At 66.0% G+C, this 17,510-nt stretch carries 18 protein-coding genes; 7 read left to right on the top strand and 11 right to left on the bottom strand.

Annotated elements, in window-relative coordinates; translation table 11 throughout:
- Positions 1-167: 167 nt before the first annotated feature.
- The 7 genes from U1763_RS13190 to hemW form a co-directional block, all read right to left on the bottom strand.
- On the bottom strand, positions 168-2,993 hold the full coding sequence (locus U1763_RS13190) for a M16 family metallopeptidase (protein WP_332755562.1): 2,826 nt from the start codon (positions 2,991-2,993) through the stop codon (positions 168-170).
- 8 nt (positions 2,994-3,001) lie between these two features.
- Positions 3,002-3,199, bottom strand: a complete 198-nt coding sequence (locus tag U1763_RS13185) for a hypothetical protein (protein WP_197978314.1) — start codon at positions 3,197-3,199, stop codon at positions 3,002-3,004.
- Positions 3,196-4,347, bottom strand: a complete 1,152-nt coding sequence (gene tgt / locus U1763_RS13180) for a tRNA guanosine(34) transglycosylase Tgt (RefSeq protein ID WP_332755561.1) — start codon at positions 4,345-4,347, stop codon at positions 3,196-3,198. The genes U1763_RS13185 and tgt overlap by 4 nt, the downstream gene beginning before the upstream one ends.
- Before the next feature lies 1 nt (position 4,348).
- Entirely contained in the window at positions 4,349-4,804 is a 456-nt protein-coding gene (locus tag U1763_RS13175) for an EF-hand domain-containing protein (RefSeq protein WP_332755560.1), read from the bottom strand.
- Positions 4,805-4,812: 8 nt separating this feature from the next.
- Positions 4,813-5,838 (bottom strand): tRNA preQ1(34) S-adenosylmethionine ribosyltransferase-isomerase QueA, encoded by a 1,026-nt coding sequence (gene queA, locus U1763_RS13170; protein ID WP_332755559.1) that lies wholly within the window; start codon positions 5,836-5,838, stop codon positions 4,813-4,815.
- 7 nt (positions 5,839-5,845) lie between these two features.
- The gene (locus U1763_RS13165; RefSeq protein ID WP_332755558.1) at positions 5,846-6,571 is read right to left on the bottom strand and encodes a peptidylprolyl isomerase; all 726 of its coding nucleotides are present in this window, start codon (positions 6,569-6,571) and stop codon (positions 5,846-5,848) included.
- Positions 6,572-6,716: 145 nt separating this feature from the next.
- Complete coding sequence (hemW, locus tag U1763_RS13160; RefSeq protein WP_332755557.1) at positions 6,717-7,889, bottom strand: radical SAM family heme chaperone HemW; 1,173 nt, start codon at positions 7,887-7,889, stop codon at positions 6,717-6,719.
- A 43-nt stretch (positions 7,890-7,932) separates the two neighbouring features.
- Between hemW and U1763_RS13155 the strand changes: the two genes are divergently transcribed.
- Together U1763_RS13155 and U1763_RS13150 are read left to right on the top strand one after the other, a co-directional pair.
- On the top strand, positions 7,933-8,490 hold the full coding sequence (locus U1763_RS13155; protein WP_132737574.1) for a CAP domain-containing protein: 558 nt from the start codon (positions 7,933-7,935) through the stop codon (positions 8,488-8,490).
- A gap of 66 nt (positions 8,491-8,556) precedes the next feature.
- Positions 8,557-9,351: an EAL domain-containing protein gene (locus tag U1763_RS13150; RefSeq protein ID WP_443026923.1), complete on the top strand. Its 795-nt coding sequence runs from the start codon at positions 8,557-8,559 to the stop codon at positions 9,349-9,351.
- A gap of 125 nt (positions 9,352-9,476) precedes the next feature.
- Here the strand turns inward: U1763_RS13150 and rdgB are convergent, their stop codons facing one another.
- Positions 9,477-10,112 carry an RdgB/HAM1 family non-canonical purine NTP pyrophosphatase gene (rdgB, locus tag U1763_RS13145; protein ID WP_132737577.1) on the bottom strand — a complete coding sequence of 212 codons (636 nt, stop codon included), beginning with the start codon at positions 10,110-10,112 and terminating at the stop codon, positions 9,477-9,479.
- Positions 10,109-10,825 carry a ribonuclease PH gene (gene rph, locus U1763_RS13140; protein WP_056055360.1) on the bottom strand — a complete coding sequence of 239 codons (717 nt, stop codon included), beginning with the start codon at positions 10,823-10,825 and terminating at the stop codon, positions 10,109-10,111. The genes rdgB and rph overlap by 4 nt, the downstream gene beginning before the upstream one ends.
- 190 nt (positions 10,826-11,015) lie before the next feature.
- Between rph and hrcA the strand changes: the two genes are divergently transcribed.
- The 4 genes from hrcA to U1763_RS13120 all read left to right on the top strand — a co-directional run bounded on the left by hrcA (position 11,016) and on the right by U1763_RS13120 (position 14,321).
- The gene (gene hrcA, locus U1763_RS13135; protein ID WP_332755556.1) at positions 11,016-12,059 is read left to right on the top strand and encodes a heat-inducible transcriptional repressor HrcA; all 1,044 of its coding nucleotides are present in this window, start codon (positions 11,016-11,018) and stop codon (positions 12,057-12,059) included.
- A 25-nt stretch (positions 12,060-12,084) separates the two neighbouring features.
- The gene (grpE, locus tag U1763_RS13130; protein WP_121905265.1) at positions 12,085-12,624 is read left to right on the top strand and encodes a nucleotide exchange factor GrpE; all 540 of its coding nucleotides are present in this window, start codon (positions 12,085-12,087) and stop codon (positions 12,622-12,624) included.
- 126 nt (positions 12,625-12,750) lie between these two features.
- Complete coding sequence (locus U1763_RS13125; RefSeq protein ID WP_332755555.1) at positions 12,751-13,974, top strand: threonine synthase; 1,224 nt, start codon at positions 12,751-12,753, stop codon at positions 13,972-13,974.
- A 107-nt stretch (positions 13,975-14,081) separates the two neighbouring features.
- Positions 14,082-14,321, top strand: coding sequence for a hypothetical protein (locus U1763_RS13120; RefSeq protein WP_332755554.1), 240 nt, complete (start codon positions 14,082-14,084; stop codon positions 14,319-14,321).
- A 57-nt stretch (positions 14,322-14,378) separates the two neighbouring features.
- On the opposite strand, the gene U1763_RS13115 is transcribed toward U1763_RS13120, so the two are convergent.
- Together U1763_RS13115 and U1763_RS13110 are read right to left on the bottom strand one after the other, a co-directional pair.
- Entirely contained in the window at positions 14,379-14,912 is a 534-nt protein-coding gene (locus U1763_RS13115; RefSeq protein WP_332755804.1) for a vgr related protein, read from the bottom strand.
- On the bottom strand, positions 14,912-15,349 hold the full coding sequence (locus U1763_RS13110) for a copper chaperone PCu(A)C (RefSeq protein ID WP_332755553.1): 438 nt from the start codon (positions 15,347-15,349) through the stop codon (positions 14,912-14,914). The genes U1763_RS13115 and U1763_RS13110 overlap by 1 nt, the downstream gene beginning before the upstream one ends.
- Positions 15,350-15,517: 168 nt before the next feature.
- On the opposite strand from U1763_RS13110, the gene dnaK reads away from it, so the two are divergent.
- Positions 15,518-17,425 carry a molecular chaperone DnaK gene (dnaK, locus tag U1763_RS13105; protein WP_056055380.1) on the top strand — a complete coding sequence of 636 codons (1,908 nt, stop codon included), beginning with the start codon at positions 15,518-15,520 and terminating at the stop codon, positions 17,423-17,425.
- Positions 17,426-17,510: the final 85 nt, after the last annotated feature.

Here is a 17,510-nt window from a genome sequence, read left to right as displayed (position 1 = left end):
CCACCTCGAAATCTGTCCACGGGGGAAATGCCCCGACGAGCATGAAGATTCCGTGTAACCGATATCGCGCGCAGGATCGCCCGCCGATTCCGTCCGTCCCACCGCGGGACGATCGTCCCAATCGGCAGCGGAATGCTACACGAGGCGGTGCGTTCAGGCGAAGATCGTCAGCGCAAGGTTGCGGTATCGAGTTTCAAGGCAGCCTCGGGGATCACCTCGACGTTCGGATAGGCCTTGCGCAAGGGCTCGATGAACTGTTTGGCATCGCCGACGACGACGACACTGGCCGCTTTCGGGTCTAGCAACGCGACCGCAGCGGCCTGCACCGACGCCGGATCGACCGCACCGACCGCACCGGTGTAGCGTTGCAGTTCGCCCAGCGGCACGCCGTTCTGGACATACGCCCCGAGGATCCCGGCAACCCCCGACGTGGTCTCGATTCCGCGCCCGAAATTGCCGACCAGCACCGCCTTGCGCGTGTCGAGTTCAGCGGCAGGGACGGGGGCGGACCCCATTCGCGTCATCTCGGCGGCGATCAGCGTCACCACCTCGGCGGCGGTCGGGTTCTTGGTCTGCGTCCGCGCCGCGACGGTGCCCTGCGTCTTGCCCGCATCGAGCCCGCTGCCCGCGCCATAGGCCAGCCCGCGCTTGATCCGGATTTCCTGGTTCAACCGCGACGAGAAGCCGCCGCCGAGCACTGTGTTGCCGACCGCCAGAGGATAATAGCGCGGATCGTTCCGCGCGATTGCCGGCCGCGCCACCACGACGCCCGCCTGACCCGCTTCGGGCATGTCGACGACGATCACGCGAGGCTTCGGGTAGGTGACCTGGGGCGCGGCGGCCGCCACGGCGCCGCCCGATCTCCACCCGCCGAACTGTGCCTCGGCAAGCGTCTTCGCTTGCGCCGCGGTGACGTCGCCGACCATGATCAGCGTCGCCTGACCCGGCTGGAAACTCCGCGCATACGCCGCGGTAATGTCGTTTCGCGTCATCGCCTTGAGCGACAGCGGGGTGCCTCCGTTCGGTGCGCCATAAGGCGACGCGCCGAGGACGGCCCGGTCCGCGACGAGCCCTGCGACCTGCGCCGGATCCTTCAACGTCAGCGTTACCGCGTCGATCTGTTGCGTCCGCGCGCGTTCAATTTCCTCGGACGCAAACGCCGGGTTGATCGCGACATCCGCGAGGATCGCCATCGCCGGTGCGAGCTGGTCCGACTTCACGGTCACGTCGACCGCTGCGCCATCGCTCCCCGCCGAACTGCCGATCGAGCCGCCAAGCCCCTCGACCGCGCGCGCGATCTGCGTGGCCGAGCGCGTCTTCGTACCCTTGGTGAGCAATTCCGCCGACAGGCTGCTGACGCCCGCGCGGTTCGCCGGATCGGTCGCCGCACCACCGGCGGTCACCAGATACGCGGTGACGATCGGCAGGTCGTGCCGCTCGACCGTCACCAGCCGCATGCCGTTCCTGAGCCGCGTCTCCACCGGCTGCGGGATCGTCGGGGAAACCGACGCGCTCGGTGCGGGCGGCTGGACGCGCTGCCCCTCAGGCGCGGGCGTCACGATTGCGATGTTCGCAGGCGCCTTCAGGTCGGCAATCTGCACGGTGGGCGCTATCGCGATCGTATCGGTAACGCCGGCCGCGGGCTTGGCGGCAAGCGGCATGTACCGGATCGTCGCCGACTGATTCTCGCCCAGATACTTCCGCGCCACGCGCTGGATATCCGCCGCCGTTACCCGCGCAATCGCCGCGAGCTGCTTGTCCGCTGCCTGCGGATCACCGTCGACCAGTACTGCCGACGCCAGCGTACTCGCTTTCCCCTCGGCGGTCTCGCGCGACTGGATCGACTGGGTCAGGATCTCGTTCTTAGCCTCGGCCAGTTCGGCAGCGGTCACCGGCGTATCGCGGAACCGGGCGATCTCGCGCTTCAACGCGGTTTCGCCCGCCTCGACCGTCTTGCCGCCCGCAAGGATGGCGTAGACGACCATGTTGCCGGTCGCCTGCTTGGTATCGAGGAACGCCTCGGCCGACTGCGCGAGCTGGTCTCGGTACACGACACTCTCGTACAGACGCGAACTTTCGCCCGTTGCCAGCACGGCCTTCAGGACCATCAGCGCGGGAATGTCGGGGTCGCGATCCGGGGGCAGGTGATAGCTGACCAGCACCGCGGGCAACGGCGTGTTCGGCTCGTACACCGTCCGCGTGACGGCCTTTGTCCGCGCGGGCTCCGCTACCGTCACGCGCGGGATCGCCGCGGTCGGCTTCTTGATCCCCGCGAAATACTGGTCGACCCAGCCGTTCAGCTGCGCCGGATCGAAATTGCCGGACACGACGAGGATCGCATTGTCCGGCCGATAATAGGTCGCATGAAACGCGCGGACATCGTCGATCCCCGCGGCTTCGAGGTTCTCCAGGCTGCCGATTCCCGGCCGTGCGTAGGGATGAACCTGATAGGCGAGCTCGGGATAATAGATCGAGAACAGCTTGCCGTAAGGCTGGGCGAGAGTCCGCTGGCGCAGTTCCTCCTTCACCACGTCGCGCTCCGACCCGAAGCTCTTGGGTTCGACGACGAGGCTTGCCATCCGATCGGCCTCCGCGAACAGCAGTCGCTGGAGGTGGTTGGCGGGGATCACCTCGTAATAATTGGTATAGTCGTCGTTGGTCGACGCGTTGTTGTAGCCGCCGACGTCCTCGGTCAGCCGATCCATCTGCTCCGACACGAGGTTGCGCGTCGACTTGAACATCAAATGCTCGAACATGTGCGCGAACCCGGACTTGCCCTTGGGATCGTCCTTCGAGCCGACGTCGTACCATACCTGGACCGACACGTTTGGCGTGCCCGTGTCACGGATCGCATAGACGCGCAGGCCATTCGGCAAGGTGCGCTCGGTGTAAGCGATCGGCTTTACGGAGACCTGCGAAGGCGCGGCCTGCGCCACCGCCGCTACGGGGAAACATGCTGCGGACAGCAGCAACGCGGAGCGGAGGAGGCGCATCGGGATCCTTACTTGTTGCGGTTCGCGAACAGCACCGCGCCCGCGATCGCCGCCGAGCCGATGCCGACGCCCAGACCGATCTTCGCGAGCGGCCAGCTCTTGGCCTTCTCGGCGGCGTTATGCGCGGCGGCTTCGGCCTGCAGCTTCGCCTCCTTCGCGGCGGCGAGGATTTCGTTCGGGGTGTCGCTGTCGATCTTGATGGTCACTTGGGCTCTCCTTCACTCTTCCGGGCATACACGCCACGGAAATCATTCGCGAACTGCGTCAGCGTGCCCGAGGCGATCGCCGCCCGCAGATCCGCCATCAGCGTTTCGTAGAACCAGATGTTATGCTCCGTCATGAGCATTGCGCCAAGCATTTCGCCCGACCGGACGAGATGATGCAGATACGCCCGACCCCAGGTCGCGCAGACCGGGCAGGGGCAGGCGGGATCGAGCGGCCCCATATCCTCGGCGAACTTCGCGTTGCGGATGTTGATCGGCCCGGTGCGCGTAAAGGCTTGGCCGGTGCGACCGGACCGTGTGGGCATCACGCAATCGAACATGTCGATCCCACGCTCGACCGCGCCGACGATGTCGTCGGGCTTGCCGACGCCCATCAGATAGCGCGGCTTGTCGACCGGCAACTGGTCCGGCGCGAAATCGAGGCAGCCGAACATCGCTTCCTGCCCCTCGCCGACCGCCAGCCCGCCGACCGCATAGCCGTCGAAGCCGATATCGATCAGCGCATCCGCCGACGACTTCCGAAAGCCCTCGTTCAGGGCGCCCTGCTGGATCCCGAAGATCGCGTTGTTCTCGGCGTGCTCTTCGCCGCTGTCGAACGCCGCGCGCGACCGCTTAGCCCAGCGCATCGACCGCTCCATCGCCGCGGCCTGCACCTCGCGCGTCGAGGTCGTGGGCACGAGTTCGTCGAACGCCATGACGATGTTCGAGCCGAGCAGCCGCTGGATCTCGATCGACCGCTCCGGGCTGAGCAGATGCCGCGTGCCGTCGAGGTGCGACTTGAACGACACGCCTTCCTCGGAGCGCTTCGTCAGGTCCGCGAGACTCATCACCTGATAGCCACCGGAATCGGTCAGGATCGGCTTCGACCACCCCGAGAACGCGTGCAGCCCGCCGAGCCGCGCGACCCGCTCGGCGCCCGGCCGCAGCATTAGGTGATAGGTGTTGCCAAGGATGATGTCCGCGCCCGCACCAACGACGTCGGCGGGCTTCATCCCCTTGACGGTCGCCGCGGTCCCGACCGGCATGAAGGCGGGCGTGCGGATATCGCCGCGCTGCATCGCGATGACGCCGGTGCGCGCCTTGCCGTCGGTGGCGGATATGGTGAAGTCGAAGCGGGGACGGGTGGTCATATTACTTTTTCTTGCGGATGCCGTAGCGATCGCCGACCGGCGCGCCGCGGATGGTGATGAGTTCGGCGCGGGTCAGCACGCCGTCCTTGTCGCGGTCGAACCGCGTGAAGAACTGCGCGAACCGCGCCTGGAGTTCGGCGAGCGTGATTCGGTTATCGCCGTCGCGATCGACTTCGAACGGGCTCGGCAACGCGTTGCGATCGCCTAGCCAGGCTTGTGCCCAATCCGCGTAGGCGATGTACCCAATAGAACCGGTCGCAGCGCCCTCGGCGGTGGCATAGCTGCGCGCGACGCACGCGGTCAGCTCGGCCTGCGTCACGCGGCCATCGCCATTCGCGTCGCACGCGGCGATGAACAGCGCGGCAGGCTCGGCGAAGATCGTCGCGGGCGGCTGCGGCGTGCCGGCGGGCGGCGGTGCGGCGACGATGGCCTGGAGCAGGGCGAAAGCAAGCAGCATGCCGCCCGTCATGGCAGCAGAAGCGAGGCGTCGCCATAGCTGTAGAAGCGATACTTCTCAGCGATCGCATGCGCATACGCCGCCTGCATCCGCTCGCGACCCATCAGTGCCGACACCAGCATGAACAAGGTCGAGCGCGGCAGGTGGAAATTGGTCATCAAGCCATCGATGCCACGAAACCGGTATCCCGGCGTGATGAAGATCGCGGTGTCGCCATCGAACGGGCGAATGACGTCGTCCTCGCCGGTCGCGCTCTCGATCAGCCGCAGCGACGTCGTCCCGACCGCGATCACACGACCACCGTTCGCGCGAACCGCGTTGAGCCGATCGGCGGTCGCGGCATCGATCCGACCCCATTCCGCGTGCATCTTGTGCTCGGTCGTGTCGGTCGCCTTGACCGGCAGGAACGTTCCCGCACCGACATGCAGCGTCAGCGTCGCATGCTCGATTCCCGCCGCCTCAAGCGCCGCCATCAGCTTCGGTGTGAAATGCAGCGCCGCCGTGGGCGCGGCGACCGCCCCCGGCTCGGACGCGAACATCGTCTGGTAATCGTCCGCGTCGCGTTCGTCGGTCGGGCGTTTGCCGGCGATATACGGGGGCAGGGGCATATGGCCCGCGCGTTCCAGCAACAGCTCGACCGGCTCGTCGCCCGCGAACACCAGCGCGTAGCTGCCATCGTCCTCGCGATCGACCGCCGCCGCGCTGACGTCGTTGCCAAAGTCGATCACGTCGCCGTCACGCAGCCGCCGCGCGTTGCGGATGAACGCGCGCCACCGCCGCGGCCCCTCGCGCTTGTGCAGGGTCGCGCCGATCTTCGCATCCCCGCGCCGCCCGTCCAACTGCGCCGGGATCACGCGCGTATCGTTGAACACGAGCAGATCGCCGCGCCGCAACAGCGACGGCAGGTCGGACACGCCTGCATCCGTGGTGCGATCACCTTCGAGCACCAGCATCCGTGCAGCATCGCGCGGCGCCGCGGGGCGGAGCGCGATGTTTTCGGTCGGCAGGTCGAAGTCGAAAAGGTCGACGTTCAACGTGGAGTCACTTCTTTGCAGGAGCCTTCTTTACCGGCGCCTTGCGAGCGGCCGGCGCGAGCTTGGGCTTGGCCGCGTTCGGGCCCGAAGCCGTACCCGGCAACGTCACCGGTGCACCCAGCGCAGGTGCCGGCGGGCCAGCGACATACGCCGGCGGATTGTCCGCCGCGATATAGGCATGGACGATCCGCGACGGGTTCGCCGGCGGCTCGCCACGCTCGATCGCGTCGACATACTGCATCCCGTCGAGCACGCGACCGAACACGGTGTATTTCTTGTCGAGGCTCAGCCTCGGCTGGAAGACGATGAAGAACTGGCTGTTCGCGCTGTCCTCCTTGTCCGAGCGTGCGGCCGAGACGGCACCACGAACATGCGGCAGGTAGTTGAACTCGGCCTTCAAGTCGGGGAGCGTCGAGCCACCGGTGCCATCGCCCTTGGGATCGCCGCCCTGCGCCATGAACCCGTCGATCACGCGGTGGAACGCAAGGCCGTCATAGAAATGCTGGCGGGTCAGCGTCTTGATCCGCTCGACCATCAGCGGCGCGACATCGGGCCGCAGCCAGATCGTCACGCGCCCACCTGTCGACAGGTCGAGCAGCAGCAGATTCTGCGTATCCGTGGTCAGCGGCGGCGTCGCGCGAACGGCAGGCGCCACGACTTCCTTCTTCTGCGCCGCGACCGGCACCGTGACCAGGCACCCGAGCAACGCGAACATTCCGACGAAAAAGCGCATCAAATTCCCACTCGCAAGAGGCCCGGCGCAACCGGGCTGCCGCCACTTAGAGCAAATCCCCGCTTGCGCCAATCTGAACGTGACCGCGTCTCGGACGCCGACGAGGCAGGTTCGAAGGTGACGGGTCAGGTTTGAGGGCGACGGGTCAGGCGGCGACGATCTCGGGCAGGATCGCGTCGAGCAGCAACGCGCCCGCGTCGGTGACGCGCAGTCGACCGGGGGTATGCACGATCAAACCAATAGCCTCGAGCCGTGCCACTGCGGCGATATCCACCGGCACGATGCTGTCGTTGAGCGCGGTGATGCGGTCGAGATCGACGCCTTCCGCGAGCCGCAATCCCATCAGCAAAGCCTCGGTAGCGCGCGTCGATGGCGTCAGCGGATCCTCGATTTCCATGCCGTGACCATTGCGCTCGATCGCGGCCAGCCAGTTCTCCGGCTTCTTGCGCCGCACCGTCGCCAGCCCGCCCCGCCGGCCATGCGCACCCGGCCCGATCCCGGCATAATCCTGGTAGCGCCAGTATGCGAGATTGTGGCGGCTCTCCGCTCCCGGTCGCGCATGGTTCGACGTCTCGTACGCGGGCAATCCGGCCGCTGCGGTATCGGCACGCGTTGCCTCGAACAGATCCGCCGCCGAGTCGCCGTCCGGGATCACGATCCGCCCCGCCAAAGCCTCGGTGGCGAATCGCGTGCCGGCTTCGATCGTCAGCTGATACAGCGAGAGATGCTCCGTCCCCAGGCTGAGCGCGCGCGCCAGTTCAGCGCGCCAATCGTCGAGCCGCTGGCCGGGGAGCGCGTAGATCAGGTCGAAACTCACGCGCGGGAATACGCTCTGCGCGGTAGCGAGCGCGGCTTGGCCCTCGTTCACGTCATGCGCGCGGCCGAGGAATTTCAGCGCTTGGTCATCGAGTGATTGTAGCCCGAGAGACACTCGGTTCACGCCAGCGTGCGCCAGGTCCGCAAATCGCGCTGCCTCGACCGAAGATGGGTTTGCCTCCAGGGTGATCTCGATCCCGTCGGCGAATCCCCAAGCCTTCTCCGCTGCATTCAGCACGGCAGCCACGGTCGAGGGCGGCATCAGCGAGGGCGTGCCACCGCCGAAGAAGATCGACTGCAACTTGCGCCCCGGCAACACCCGCGCTTCATGCGCGAGGTCGGTGAGCAGCGCATCCCGCCAGGCTGCCTGGTCGACCTCTTCGCGGACATGGCTGTTGAAGTCGCAATACGGGCATTTCGACACGCAGAACGGCCAATGGACGTAGAGCGCGAGGTCGCCCGGGGAATCAGAGCGGGGGCTTGGTGTTTCGAAGATGGGCATTATCTCGCGCATATGGTCGCACGGAGCGGTCGAAGGAAGCGCAATGACGGCACGGATGGGTTTGGCGATCGTCGGGGCGTTGTTGCTGGCAGGCTGTGCGCAGGGACCCGAGCGAGTCGTCGAGCCGCGCGAATCGATGGCGCCGGCATCGCGCGGGGCGAGCCTCCTCAAGACCGCGATGATGGACGGCCACAACGCCGCACGCGCTGCTGTCGGCGTGGCGCCGCTGACCTGGAGCGACACGCTGGCGACCACCGCCCGCGCCTATGCCGAGGAGATGGCGCGCACGCGGAAATTTGCGCACGCGCCGCAACCGCAGGGGATGACGCGCGAGGGCGAGAATTTGTGGACCGGCACGCGCTACGCCTATGCGTATACCGAGATGATGGGACACTGGGTCGCCGAGAAGCGCGATTTCATCAACATGCCTACGCCCGGATTCAGCCGCACCGGCAAATTCGAGGACGTCGCGCACTATACGCAGATCGTGTGGCGTGGCTCGACCCAGGTCGGCTGCGCGATGGCGAGCAACAAGACCGACGACTATCTGGTGTGCCGTTACTCCCCGCCCGGCAACGTGTTCGGCGAGCGCGCTTATTGATCTGAAGCAAGCTGGTAGTTCTGGAGCGGTGGTATTTTATTAAGTGGTTTCGGCTAACCTGCTTTAATGAAACCACTACCCCAACCCGATGTTCCCCGTATCGGTTGCGTCGGATGTCGTGATGGCGCTGGCCTGTCGTTCGCCTTCTCGATGGCGTTCCAACCGATCGTCGATGTCGAGACGGAGACGGTCTTCGCCTACGAGGCGCTGGTGCGCGGGCCCGAGGGGCAGTCGGCGGCGAGCGTCCTGGGCCAGGTCGACGGGCAGAACCTGTACGCGTTCGACCAGCAATGCCGGGTGCGCGCGATCGAGGCCTCGGTGAAGGCCGGGCTGCTCGACACGCCTGCACGGCTGTCGATCAATTTCCTGCCGAACGCGGTCTATTCGCCGGCGGCCTGTATCCAGTTGACGCTCAAGACCGCGGGCGCGGTTGGGATGCCGACCGATCGGCTGATCTTCGAGTTCACCGAGAACGAGGAGATGCTCGATCCCGCGCATGTCGCGAACATCATCGCGACCTATCAGAAGATGGGTTTTGGCACCGCGCTCGACGATTTCGGTGCGGGGCATGCGGGGCTGAACCTGCTCGCGCGGTTCCAGCCGGACATCATCAAGCTCGACATGGAGCTGATCCGCGACATCGACACGAGCCTGCCGCGGCGGATGATCGTCGAGGGGATGCTGCGGATGTGCGCGGGGTTGGGGATTGCGGTGATTGCCGAGGGGGTCGAGACGCTTGGCGAGTTCGAGGCACTGCGCGCATTGGGCGTGCGGTACATCCAAGGGTATCTGCTGGCGAAACCGGCGTTCGAGGCGCTGCCTACGGTGAACTGGCCAGTGAAGCAGGCGATTGCAGTCTGAACCACACCCCTCCGTCATGCTGACGAAAGTTAGGACCCAGGGAAATCAAGGGCAACGCCCGTTACCCTGGGTCCTGACTTTCGTCAGGATGACGGGACGGCGAGGGGGCTCCCCCGCCGGGCCGCTCAGAACACCGCAGCTTCGAGCAGCTTGAACGCCTCGTTGCGGTGGCTGATCGCGTTCTTCGTTTCGTGCGGGAGTTCGGCGTAGGTCTGGTCGTAGCCGAGCGGCACGAACACGGGGTCGTAGCCGAACCCGACATTGCCGCGCGGCGGCCAGACGAGCGTCCCCTCGGCGCGGCCCTCGAACCATTCGACATGACCGTCGGGCCACGCGAGCGCGAGCACGCTGACGAAATGCGCGCCGCGCGTGACGTCCGGACCCTTGGCGGCGACCGCGTCCTCGACCTTCTGCATCGCCATCATCCAGTCGCGACCGTTCGGCGTCTCCGCCCAATCCGCCGTGTAGACGCCCGGATCACCGTTCAGCGCGTCGACGCACAGCCCGCTGTCATCCGCGAGTGCGGGATAGCCCGACAGGTCGGCCGCCGAGCGCGCCTTCAGTTCTGCGTTAGCGAAGAAGGTCGTGCCGGTCTCGACGGGTTCCGGCAGGTCAAGTTCGGCGGCGGAGACGACTTCGAGCCCGCGTCCTTCGAGAAGCGCGGCGATCTCGCGGACCTTGCCCTTGTTGTGGCTGGCGATGACCAGCTTGCCCGGCTGGAGCTTGCGGATCGCCTGCGGCTCTTTCCCCTCGCCGCTCACTTGGCGACGGCTTTCGCCTGTGCCGCGAAGATGTCGGTGCAGCCGATCCGTGCGAGACGCAGCAGGCGGAGCAGCGCCTCCTCGTCATAGGTCGCGCCCTCGGCGGTCGCCTGTGCCTCGGCGATGTTGCCGTTTTCGAGCAGGACGAAGTTCGCATCCGCATCCGCGCCCGAATCCTCGATATAGTCGAGGTCGAGCACCGGATTGCCCTGGTAGATCCCGCAGCTGATCGCCGCGACCTTCTGCGTCAGCGGGTCGGCGGTCAGCTTGCCGCTCGCGAGCAGACCGTCGATCGCGAGCCGGAGTGCAACCCAGCCGCCCGAGATCGATGCGGTGCGCGTGCCGCCATCGGCCTGGATCACGTCGCAATCGATCACGATCTGGCGCTCGCCGAGCAGCTTCAGGTCGACGACTGCGCGGAGCGAACGACCGATCAGCCGCTGGATTTCCTGCGTGCGGCCCGACTGCTTGCCCTTGGCGGCCTCGCGGTTGTTGCGCGTGTTGGTGGCGCGCGGGAGCATGCCGTATTCGGCCGTCACCCAGCCTTCGCCCTTGCCGCGCATGAACGGCGGCACCTTCTCCTCGACGCTGGCGGTGACGAGCACCTTGGTGTCGCCGAAGCCGATCAGGACGGAGCCCTCGGCATGCTTGGTGAAGCGCGGCTCGATCGTGATCGCACGCATCTGGTCTGGGGCGCGGCCGGATGGGCGCATAGTCTTATCCTAACGGGAGTGAGTGGTTGCCCGCTGCCTAGCCTTTCGTTTGGTCGCTCGCCAGCCTTCCCCGTCATCCTGACGAAAGAGCCCGTCATCCTGACGAAAGTCAGGGTGACGGCGTGTGGGACGGGTGGTGGTGGCGCGCATTCCCCTTTGTAGGACGCGCCATCCGCCCTAGATCAAAGCGATGGCCACGCCCCCCGTCACCGAACTGACCGATCGCGCGCGCGACATTTTTCGTGCGGTGGTCGACAGCTATCTCGCCAGCGGTACGCCTGTCGGGTCGAAGACGATCGCGCAGCTTACCGGTCTCAGTCTCTCGCCCGCGTCGATTCGCGGCGTGATGGGCGAACTCGAAGGCCTCGGCCTGCTCGCCAGCCCGCATACCAGCGCCGGTCGCATGCCGACTGACCGGGGCTTGCGGCTGTTCGTCGACGGCATGATGCAGGCGATGGAGCCATCGTTCGAGGAGCGCCAGACGATCGAGGCGCGCGCCGGCGTCGGTGGTCCGGTCGAGGAGGCGCTCGCTGCGACCACGCTCGCGCTGTCGGGGCTGTCGGCCTGCGCCGGGCTGGTGATGGTGCCCAAGCGCGAACTGAAACTCCGCCAGATCGCCTTCGTCGCGCTGTCGCCCGAACAGGCGCTGGCGGTGCTGGTCAGCGAGGACGGCTCGGTCGAGAACCGCGTCATCGCGCTGCCCAAGGGCATGTCGCCGTCCGCGCTGGTCGAGGCGGGCAATTATATGTCGGCGACGCTCGGCGGGCTGACGCTGGCCGAAGCGCGGACGCGGATCGAGCGCGAGTTGGCGGACGGTCAGGCGGCGCTCGACGGCGCGGCGCGGACGCTGGTCGAGCGCGGGATCGCGGTGTGGAGCGAGGATGCGGATCGCCGCCCGGTGCTGATCGTGCGCGGGCAGGGACGGTTGATCGATGCCGCCGCCGCCGCCGATCTCGACCGGGTCCGCGATCTGCTCGACGATCTCGAGGGAAAGCAGGAAGTCGCATCGCTTTTGGACAGCGCGCGGGCCGGTGATTCGACACGGATTTTCATCGGCGCGGAGACCAAATTGTTCGCGTTGTCAGGGTCTTCGGTGATCGCGCGACCGTTCCGTGGATTGGACGGCCGGGTGGTTGGCGTGGTCGGTGTCATCGGCCCGACGCGGTTGAACTATGCGCGCGTCGTGCCCATGGTGGATTTCACGGCTGCAACGCTCGCCCGGTTGATGGGTTGAGCCGGCCCAATTTATAGGGAAAACTATGTCCGACATCGACCAGAACACGCCTGCAGACCTGCGCGAAGAGACCGCCGAAGCCGCACCGGAGGTAGCTTCGAACGACCGCGTCGCCGAGCTCGAGAACCAGCTCGCCGAAGCCAAGCAGAACGTTCTCTACGCGCAGGCCGAGATCCAGAACGTCCGCCGCCGCGCTGAGAAGGAAGCGCAGGACGCCCGCGCCTATGCCGCGACGGCTTTCGCGCGCGACGTGTTATCGGTCGCCGACAACCTGTCGCGCGGGCTGTCGGCTATTCCGGCGGACCTGCGTGCGGACGAGAAGATGAAGGGCCTCGTCACCGGGTTGGAGGCGACCGGTCGCGAGCTGGAGAGCGTGTTCCAGCGCCACGGCATCACCAAGATCGCCGCGGAGGGCCAGATGCTTGATCCGAACAAGCACCAGGCGATGCTCGAAGTGCCGAGCGACCAGCCTGCCGGGACGATCGTCCAGGAGATGCAGGCGGGCTACATGATCAAGGATCGCCTGTTGCGTCCCGCCATGGTCGGCGTCGCCAAGGCCGGCTGACACCGTCTTGCTCCCCTCCCTGACAGGGAGGGGCTGGGGGTGGGTTGGCCGGTTGGCTATCGGTTCGCCCGCCCCAGACCGACCCACCCCCGACCCCTCCCTTTCAGGGAGGGGGGAGAGATGCACATGAACCAGAACCTCACGACCGATCGCCAGACCTTCGTCACGCATCTCGAATGCTCGATCACCGGCGAGCGGTATGAGGCGGACCAGCTTCATGGGCTGTCGCGCGCCGGGCGACCGTTGCTGGTGCGCTACGACCTCGACGCGGTGCGGTCTGCGGTTTCTCGCGACACGATCGAGGCGCGGCCTACCGATCTGTGGCGGTGGCGTGAACTGCTCCCCGTGCGTCACACGTCCAACATCGTCAGTCTCGGCGAGATCGAGACGCCACTCGTGCCGTTGACCAAGTCCGGCGGCCCCAACGTGCTCGTGAAGGACGAAGGCCGTCTCCCGACCGGTTCTTTCAAAGCTCGCGGGCTAGTCATGGCCGTCGCTATGGCGAAGGAACTCGGCGTTACCAAGATCGCGATGCCGACCAACGGCAATGCGGGCGCGGCGCTGGCGGCGTACGCCACCCGCTGCGGGATCGAGACAATCGTGTTCTGTCCCGACGACACGCCCGAGATCAATGTCCGCGAGATTGCGATGCAAGGCGCGCGCGTCTGGCGGGTCAACGGCCTGATCGACGATTGCGGCGCGATCGTGGGGAAGGGCGCCACTGAAGGGCGTTGGTTCGATTTCTCGACGCTCAAGGAGCCCTACCGGATCGAGGGCAAGAAGACGATGGGGCTCGAACTCGCCGCGCAGTTCGGCTGGAAACTGCCGGACGCGATCTTCTACCCGACCGGCGGCGGCACTGGGCTAATCGGGATGTGGAAGGCGTTCGACGAGTTGGAAAAGCTTGGCTGGATCGGCTCGGAACGCCCGAAGATGTTCGCGGTGCAGGCGAGCGGCTGCGCGCCGATCGTCCGCGCGTTCGAAGCGGGCGAGGAGCATGCCGAGCGTTGGGAAGACGCGAGCACGGTCGCGGCGGGGATACGCGTCCCTAAGGCGGTCGGCGATTTCCTGATCCTGCGCGCGGTTCGCGAGAGCGGCGGGCAAGCGCTCGCGGTCGGCGATCCGGCGATCCTGAAGGCGGTGGACGCGGCGGCGAAGCAGGACGGGTTGCTGCTATGCCCCGAGGGTGGCGCGACGTTGGCCGCCTATCATCAGGCGCTGAATACCGGGCTGGTCGACGAGGACGACAGGGTCGTTCTTTTCAACTGCGCGACCGGACTGAAATATCCGATGCCGGAGGCGCCGCAAGCGCTTGATAGAACACGACCTATCGATTTCGACGCGCTGTAAACGGCGCATTTCTGCCGATCGGGTGGATTGAGATCTACCAGATCGGTGGTTGAAATTGATCCATGTTGGCTGCAACGGGGCGCCCTTCTTTACAAAAGGGGTTCCCAATGCAGAAAATCGTTCAGGTCGTTTGTGTCGTGCTCATCACCGCAGCGGTGATGTTTGGCGGGCGTTGGTACATGTACGTCGCGCAGGGCTCGAGCCCGTATGACGAGGTCGGCATCGCGTTGAACGGCTATGCACCGGGGCCGATGCGCGCCTGGGGCTGCCACAAGATGCAGGCACGGTTCCCGGGCCAGTTGCCGCCTTACGGCTGTGCCGGGCCGGATGGTCGTAACTGGCTCTGATCCGCGATCGTCATCCTGACGAACGTCAGGACCCAGAGCGACGGCCGGCGCGCTGAGTTACTCTGGGTCCTGACTTTCGTCAGGATGACGTGGTGTGTCAGGATGACGGGGTGTGTTGGGGTAATGAGCAGGCGTGAACGGCAGCACCGTTTCATACTGCGCAAGCGGCGGTGCGCCCGCGACCTTCGTGCCCGCGCGCAGCAGGAAGGCGTGCCGCACGATTTCGCCCTGTTGCTCGATGCCGTAGCGGTGCAGCGCCACGCCGGGGCGGAACGCATAGTCGTACCGACACCACGGATGCCGCGCCAAGGGCAGGAACACGCCGCGCTGGTGCTGCCAGATGTGCGTCATCTCGTGGATGAACAGCCCCTGCAACGTTAGGTTGGCGTGCGCGAAGTCGTCGCACCACAGATCACCCTTGGGGTGGAAGTGGATGCAACCGCGCGGTGCCATCACCGTATCGCGCGGCTGGAAGAACGCCCATTTGCTGTGGGCCAGACTTACCTGGGAATACTCGATCGCGCCCCCGAATACCGATGCCGCGAGCGCCGTCTCTCCCTCGGTAAGCGCGCGCCGTGAGCCTGCTCCGATCACTTCCCTACCGGGGCCCCCGCCGCGACCACGGTCGCGTTGTTTATGATCCGCGTCCCATCGGCAAACGCGAACGTGAGCGTCACGCGATCGGCGGGCTTGATCCCCGAATTCATGTCGAACAGCATCACGTGCCGCCCACCCGGCGCGAACGCCACGTCCGTGTTCGCCGGAATCTCGACCTTCGCGAGCGGCGTCATCGTCGACATGCCGCCCTTGTCCATCGTCTCGTGCATCTCAGACCTGATCGCGACGTCGGTGGTGGCCGAAATCAGCGTCGTCGGCGTAGGCCCCCCATGCACCGTGAAATACGCCGCCGCGGGCCGCCCGGTGACCGCGCCGAGCCGCACCCAGGCCCCGTCGACGGACAGTTCCTTCGGCGGCGAGCACGACGCCAGTGCCATCGCGGCAACACCCAGTCCGAAAACGATACGCATAGGTTACTTTTCCCCGGGCCCTGCCTCTTGCGCATCCTATGACCGGTACAATCTTGCGGCAAGCGCGAGGCCACCTATATCGCGCCCATCATCAGAAAGGTTCCACTGCCGTAACGGGGTGGAACCGGTTTCGTATTTTCGTTTCAAGTGAGGGGCTAATCAGAACTCATGGCTAAAGTAATCGGTATCGATCTCGGCACGACCAACAGCTGCGTTTCCGTCATGGAAGGCGGCAAGCCCAAGGTCATCGAGAATTCCGAGGGCGCGCGCACCACGCCGTCGATCGTCGCGTTCGCCAAGGACGGCGAGCGACTGGTCGGCCAGCCGGCCAAGCGCCAGGCAGTGACGAACGGCGACAACACCATCTTCGCGGTGAAGCGCCTGATCGGCCGTCGCTTCGACGATCCGATCACCAAGAAGGACACCGAGCTGGTCCCGTACAAGATCTCGCGCGGGCCAAACGGCGACGCATGGGTCTCGGCAGGCGGCAAGGATTACTCGCCGTCGCAGATCTCGGCGTTCACGCTGCAGAAGATGAAGGAAACCGCTGAGTCGTATCTCGGCGAGACGGTCACGCAGGCGGTCATCACCGTGCCGGCCTACTTCAACGACGCCCAGCGCCAGGCGACCAAGGACGCCGGCCAGATTGCCGGCCTCGAAGTGCTGCGTATCATCAACGAGCCGACTGCGGCGGCGCTGGCTTACGGCCTCGACAAGCAGGACGGCAAGACGATCGCGGTCTACGATCTCGGCGGCGGCACGTTCGACATCTCGGTGCTGGAAATCGGCGACGGCGTGTTCGAGGTGAAGGCCACCAACGGCGACACCTTCCTCGGTGGTGAGGATTTCGATAACAAGATCGTCCAGTATCTCGCCGACGAGTTCAAGAAGGCCGAGGGTATCGACCTTGCCAAGGACAAGCTGGCGCTGCAGCGTCTGAAGGAAGCCGCCGAGAAGGCGAAGATCGAGCTCAGCTCGGCACAGTCGACCGAGGTCAACCTGCCCTTCATCACCGCGGACCAGAACGGCCCGAAGCATCTGGTGAAGTCGATCACCCGCGCCGACCTGGAGCGGATGGTCGAGGACCTGGTCAAGCGTACGCTCGAGCCTTGCCGCAAGGCGCTCGCAGACGGCGGCCTGAAGCCCGAGGACATTTCGGAAGTCGTGCTGGTCGGCGGCATGACGCGCATGCCGCGCGTCCGTGAAGTCGTGAAGCAGTTCTTCGGCAAGGAGCCGCACACCGGCGTCAACCCGGACGAGGTCGTTGCAATGGGCGCCGCGATCCAGGCCGGCGTGCTGCAGGGCGACGTCAAGGACGTGCTGCTGCTCGACGTGACGCCGCTGTCGCTCGGCATCGAGACGCTGGGTGGCGTGTTCACCCGGATGATCGATCGCAACACGACGATCCCGACCAAGAAGTCGCAGACCTACTCGACCGCCGACGACAATCAGGGCGCGGTGACGATCCGCGTGTTCCAGGGCGAGCGCGAGATGGCGGCCGACAACAAGATGCTCGGCAATTTCGATCTCGTCGGCATCCCGCCCGCACCGCGCGGCGTGCCGCAGATCGAAGTCACGTTCGACATCGATGCCAACGGCCTCGTCAGCGTCTCGGCCAAGGACAAGGGCACCGGCAAGGAGCAGCAGATCCGCATCCAGGCGTCGGGTGGTCTTTCGGACAACGACATCGACCAGATGGTCCGCGATGCCGAGACCTTCGCCGAGGAGGACAAGAAGCGTCGTGCGGGCGCCGAGGCGAAGAACAACGCCGAGTCGCTCGTCCACACCACCGAGCGTCAGCTGGCGGATAACGGCGACAAGGTCGACGAGTCGCTCAAGACCGAGATCCAGGCTGCGATCGACGCGACCAAGGCTGCGGTCGAGAGCGGCGATGCGGACGCGATGACCGAGAAGAGCACCGCGCTCGCTCAGGTCGCGATGAAGCTCGGCCAGGCGATCTACGAGAAGCAGGCCCAGGCGGACGCATCGCCGTCGGCCGATGGCGACGCGGCGAAGAAGGACGACGACGTCGTCGACGCCGAGTTCTCGGAAGTCGACGACAACCCGAAGGCTTAACCGACGTCCCCCTCTCCCCGTTGGGGAGGGGGTCGGGGTGAGGGGCAGTACCGAGAGGGGCCGCGTGTGGCGCCCCTCTCCCAAC

Origin of the sequence: Sphingomonas sorbitolis, from assembly GCF_036663875.1 — a bacterium.
Lineage (GTDB): Bacteria > Pseudomonadota > Alphaproteobacteria > Sphingomonadales > Sphingomonadaceae > Sphingomonas.
This window is presented reverse-complemented; position numbering and strand designations above follow the sequence as displayed.

Bases quoted from the DNA above. Each gene is read 5' to 3' on its own strand.
- tgt (WP_332755561.1), bottom strand. From the start codon at position 4,347: ATGACCACCCGTCCCCGCTTCGACTTCACCATATCCGCCACCGACGGC.
- U1763_RS13155 (WP_132737574.1), top strand. From the start codon at position 7,933: ATGACGGCACGGATGGGTTTGGCGATCGTCGGGGCGTTGTTGCTGGCA.
- U1763_RS13110 (WP_332755553.1), bottom strand. From the start codon at position 15,349: ATGCGTATCGTTTTCGGACTGGGTGTTGCCGCGATGGCACTGGCGTCG.
- hemW (WP_332755557.1), bottom strand. From the start codon at position 7,889: ATGCCCATCTTCGAAACACCAAGCCCCCGCTCTGATTCCCCGGGCGAC.
- U1763_RS13120 (WP_332755554.1), top strand. From the start codon at position 14,082: ATGCAGAAAATCGTTCAGGTCGTTTGTGTCGTGCTCATCACCGCAGCG.
- U1763_RS13150 (WP_443026923.1), top strand. From the start codon at position 8,557: ATGAAACCACTACCCCAACCCGATGTTCCCCGTATCGGTTGCGTCGGA.
- rph (WP_056055360.1), bottom strand. From the start codon at position 10,825: ATGCGCCCATCCGGCCGCGCCCCAGACCAGATGCGTGCGATCACGATC.
- U1763_RS13190 (WP_332755562.1), bottom strand. From the start codon at position 2,993: ATGCGCCTCCTCCGCTCCGCGTTGCTGCTGTCCGCAGCATGTTTCCCC.
- hrcA (WP_332755556.1), top strand. From the start codon at position 11,016: ATGGCCACGCCCCCCGTCACCGAACTGACCGATCGCGCGCGCGACATT.
- U1763_RS13125 (WP_332755555.1), top strand. From the start codon at position 12,751: ATGAACCAGAACCTCACGACCGATCGCCAGACCTTCGTCACGCATCTC.
- U1763_RS13175 (WP_332755560.1), bottom strand. From the start codon at position 4,804: ATGCTGCTTGCTTTCGCCCTGCTCCAGGCCATCGTCGCCGCACCGCCG.
- grpE (WP_121905265.1), top strand. From the start codon at position 12,085: ATGTCCGACATCGACCAGAACACGCCTGCAGACCTGCGCGAAGAGACC.
- U1763_RS13165 (WP_332755558.1), bottom strand. From the start codon at position 6,571: ATGCGCTTTTTCGTCGGAATGTTCGCGTTGCTCGGGTGCCTGGTCACG.
- dnaK (WP_056055380.1), top strand. From the start codon at position 15,518: ATGGCTAAAGTAATCGGTATCGATCTCGGCACGACCAACAGCTGCGTT.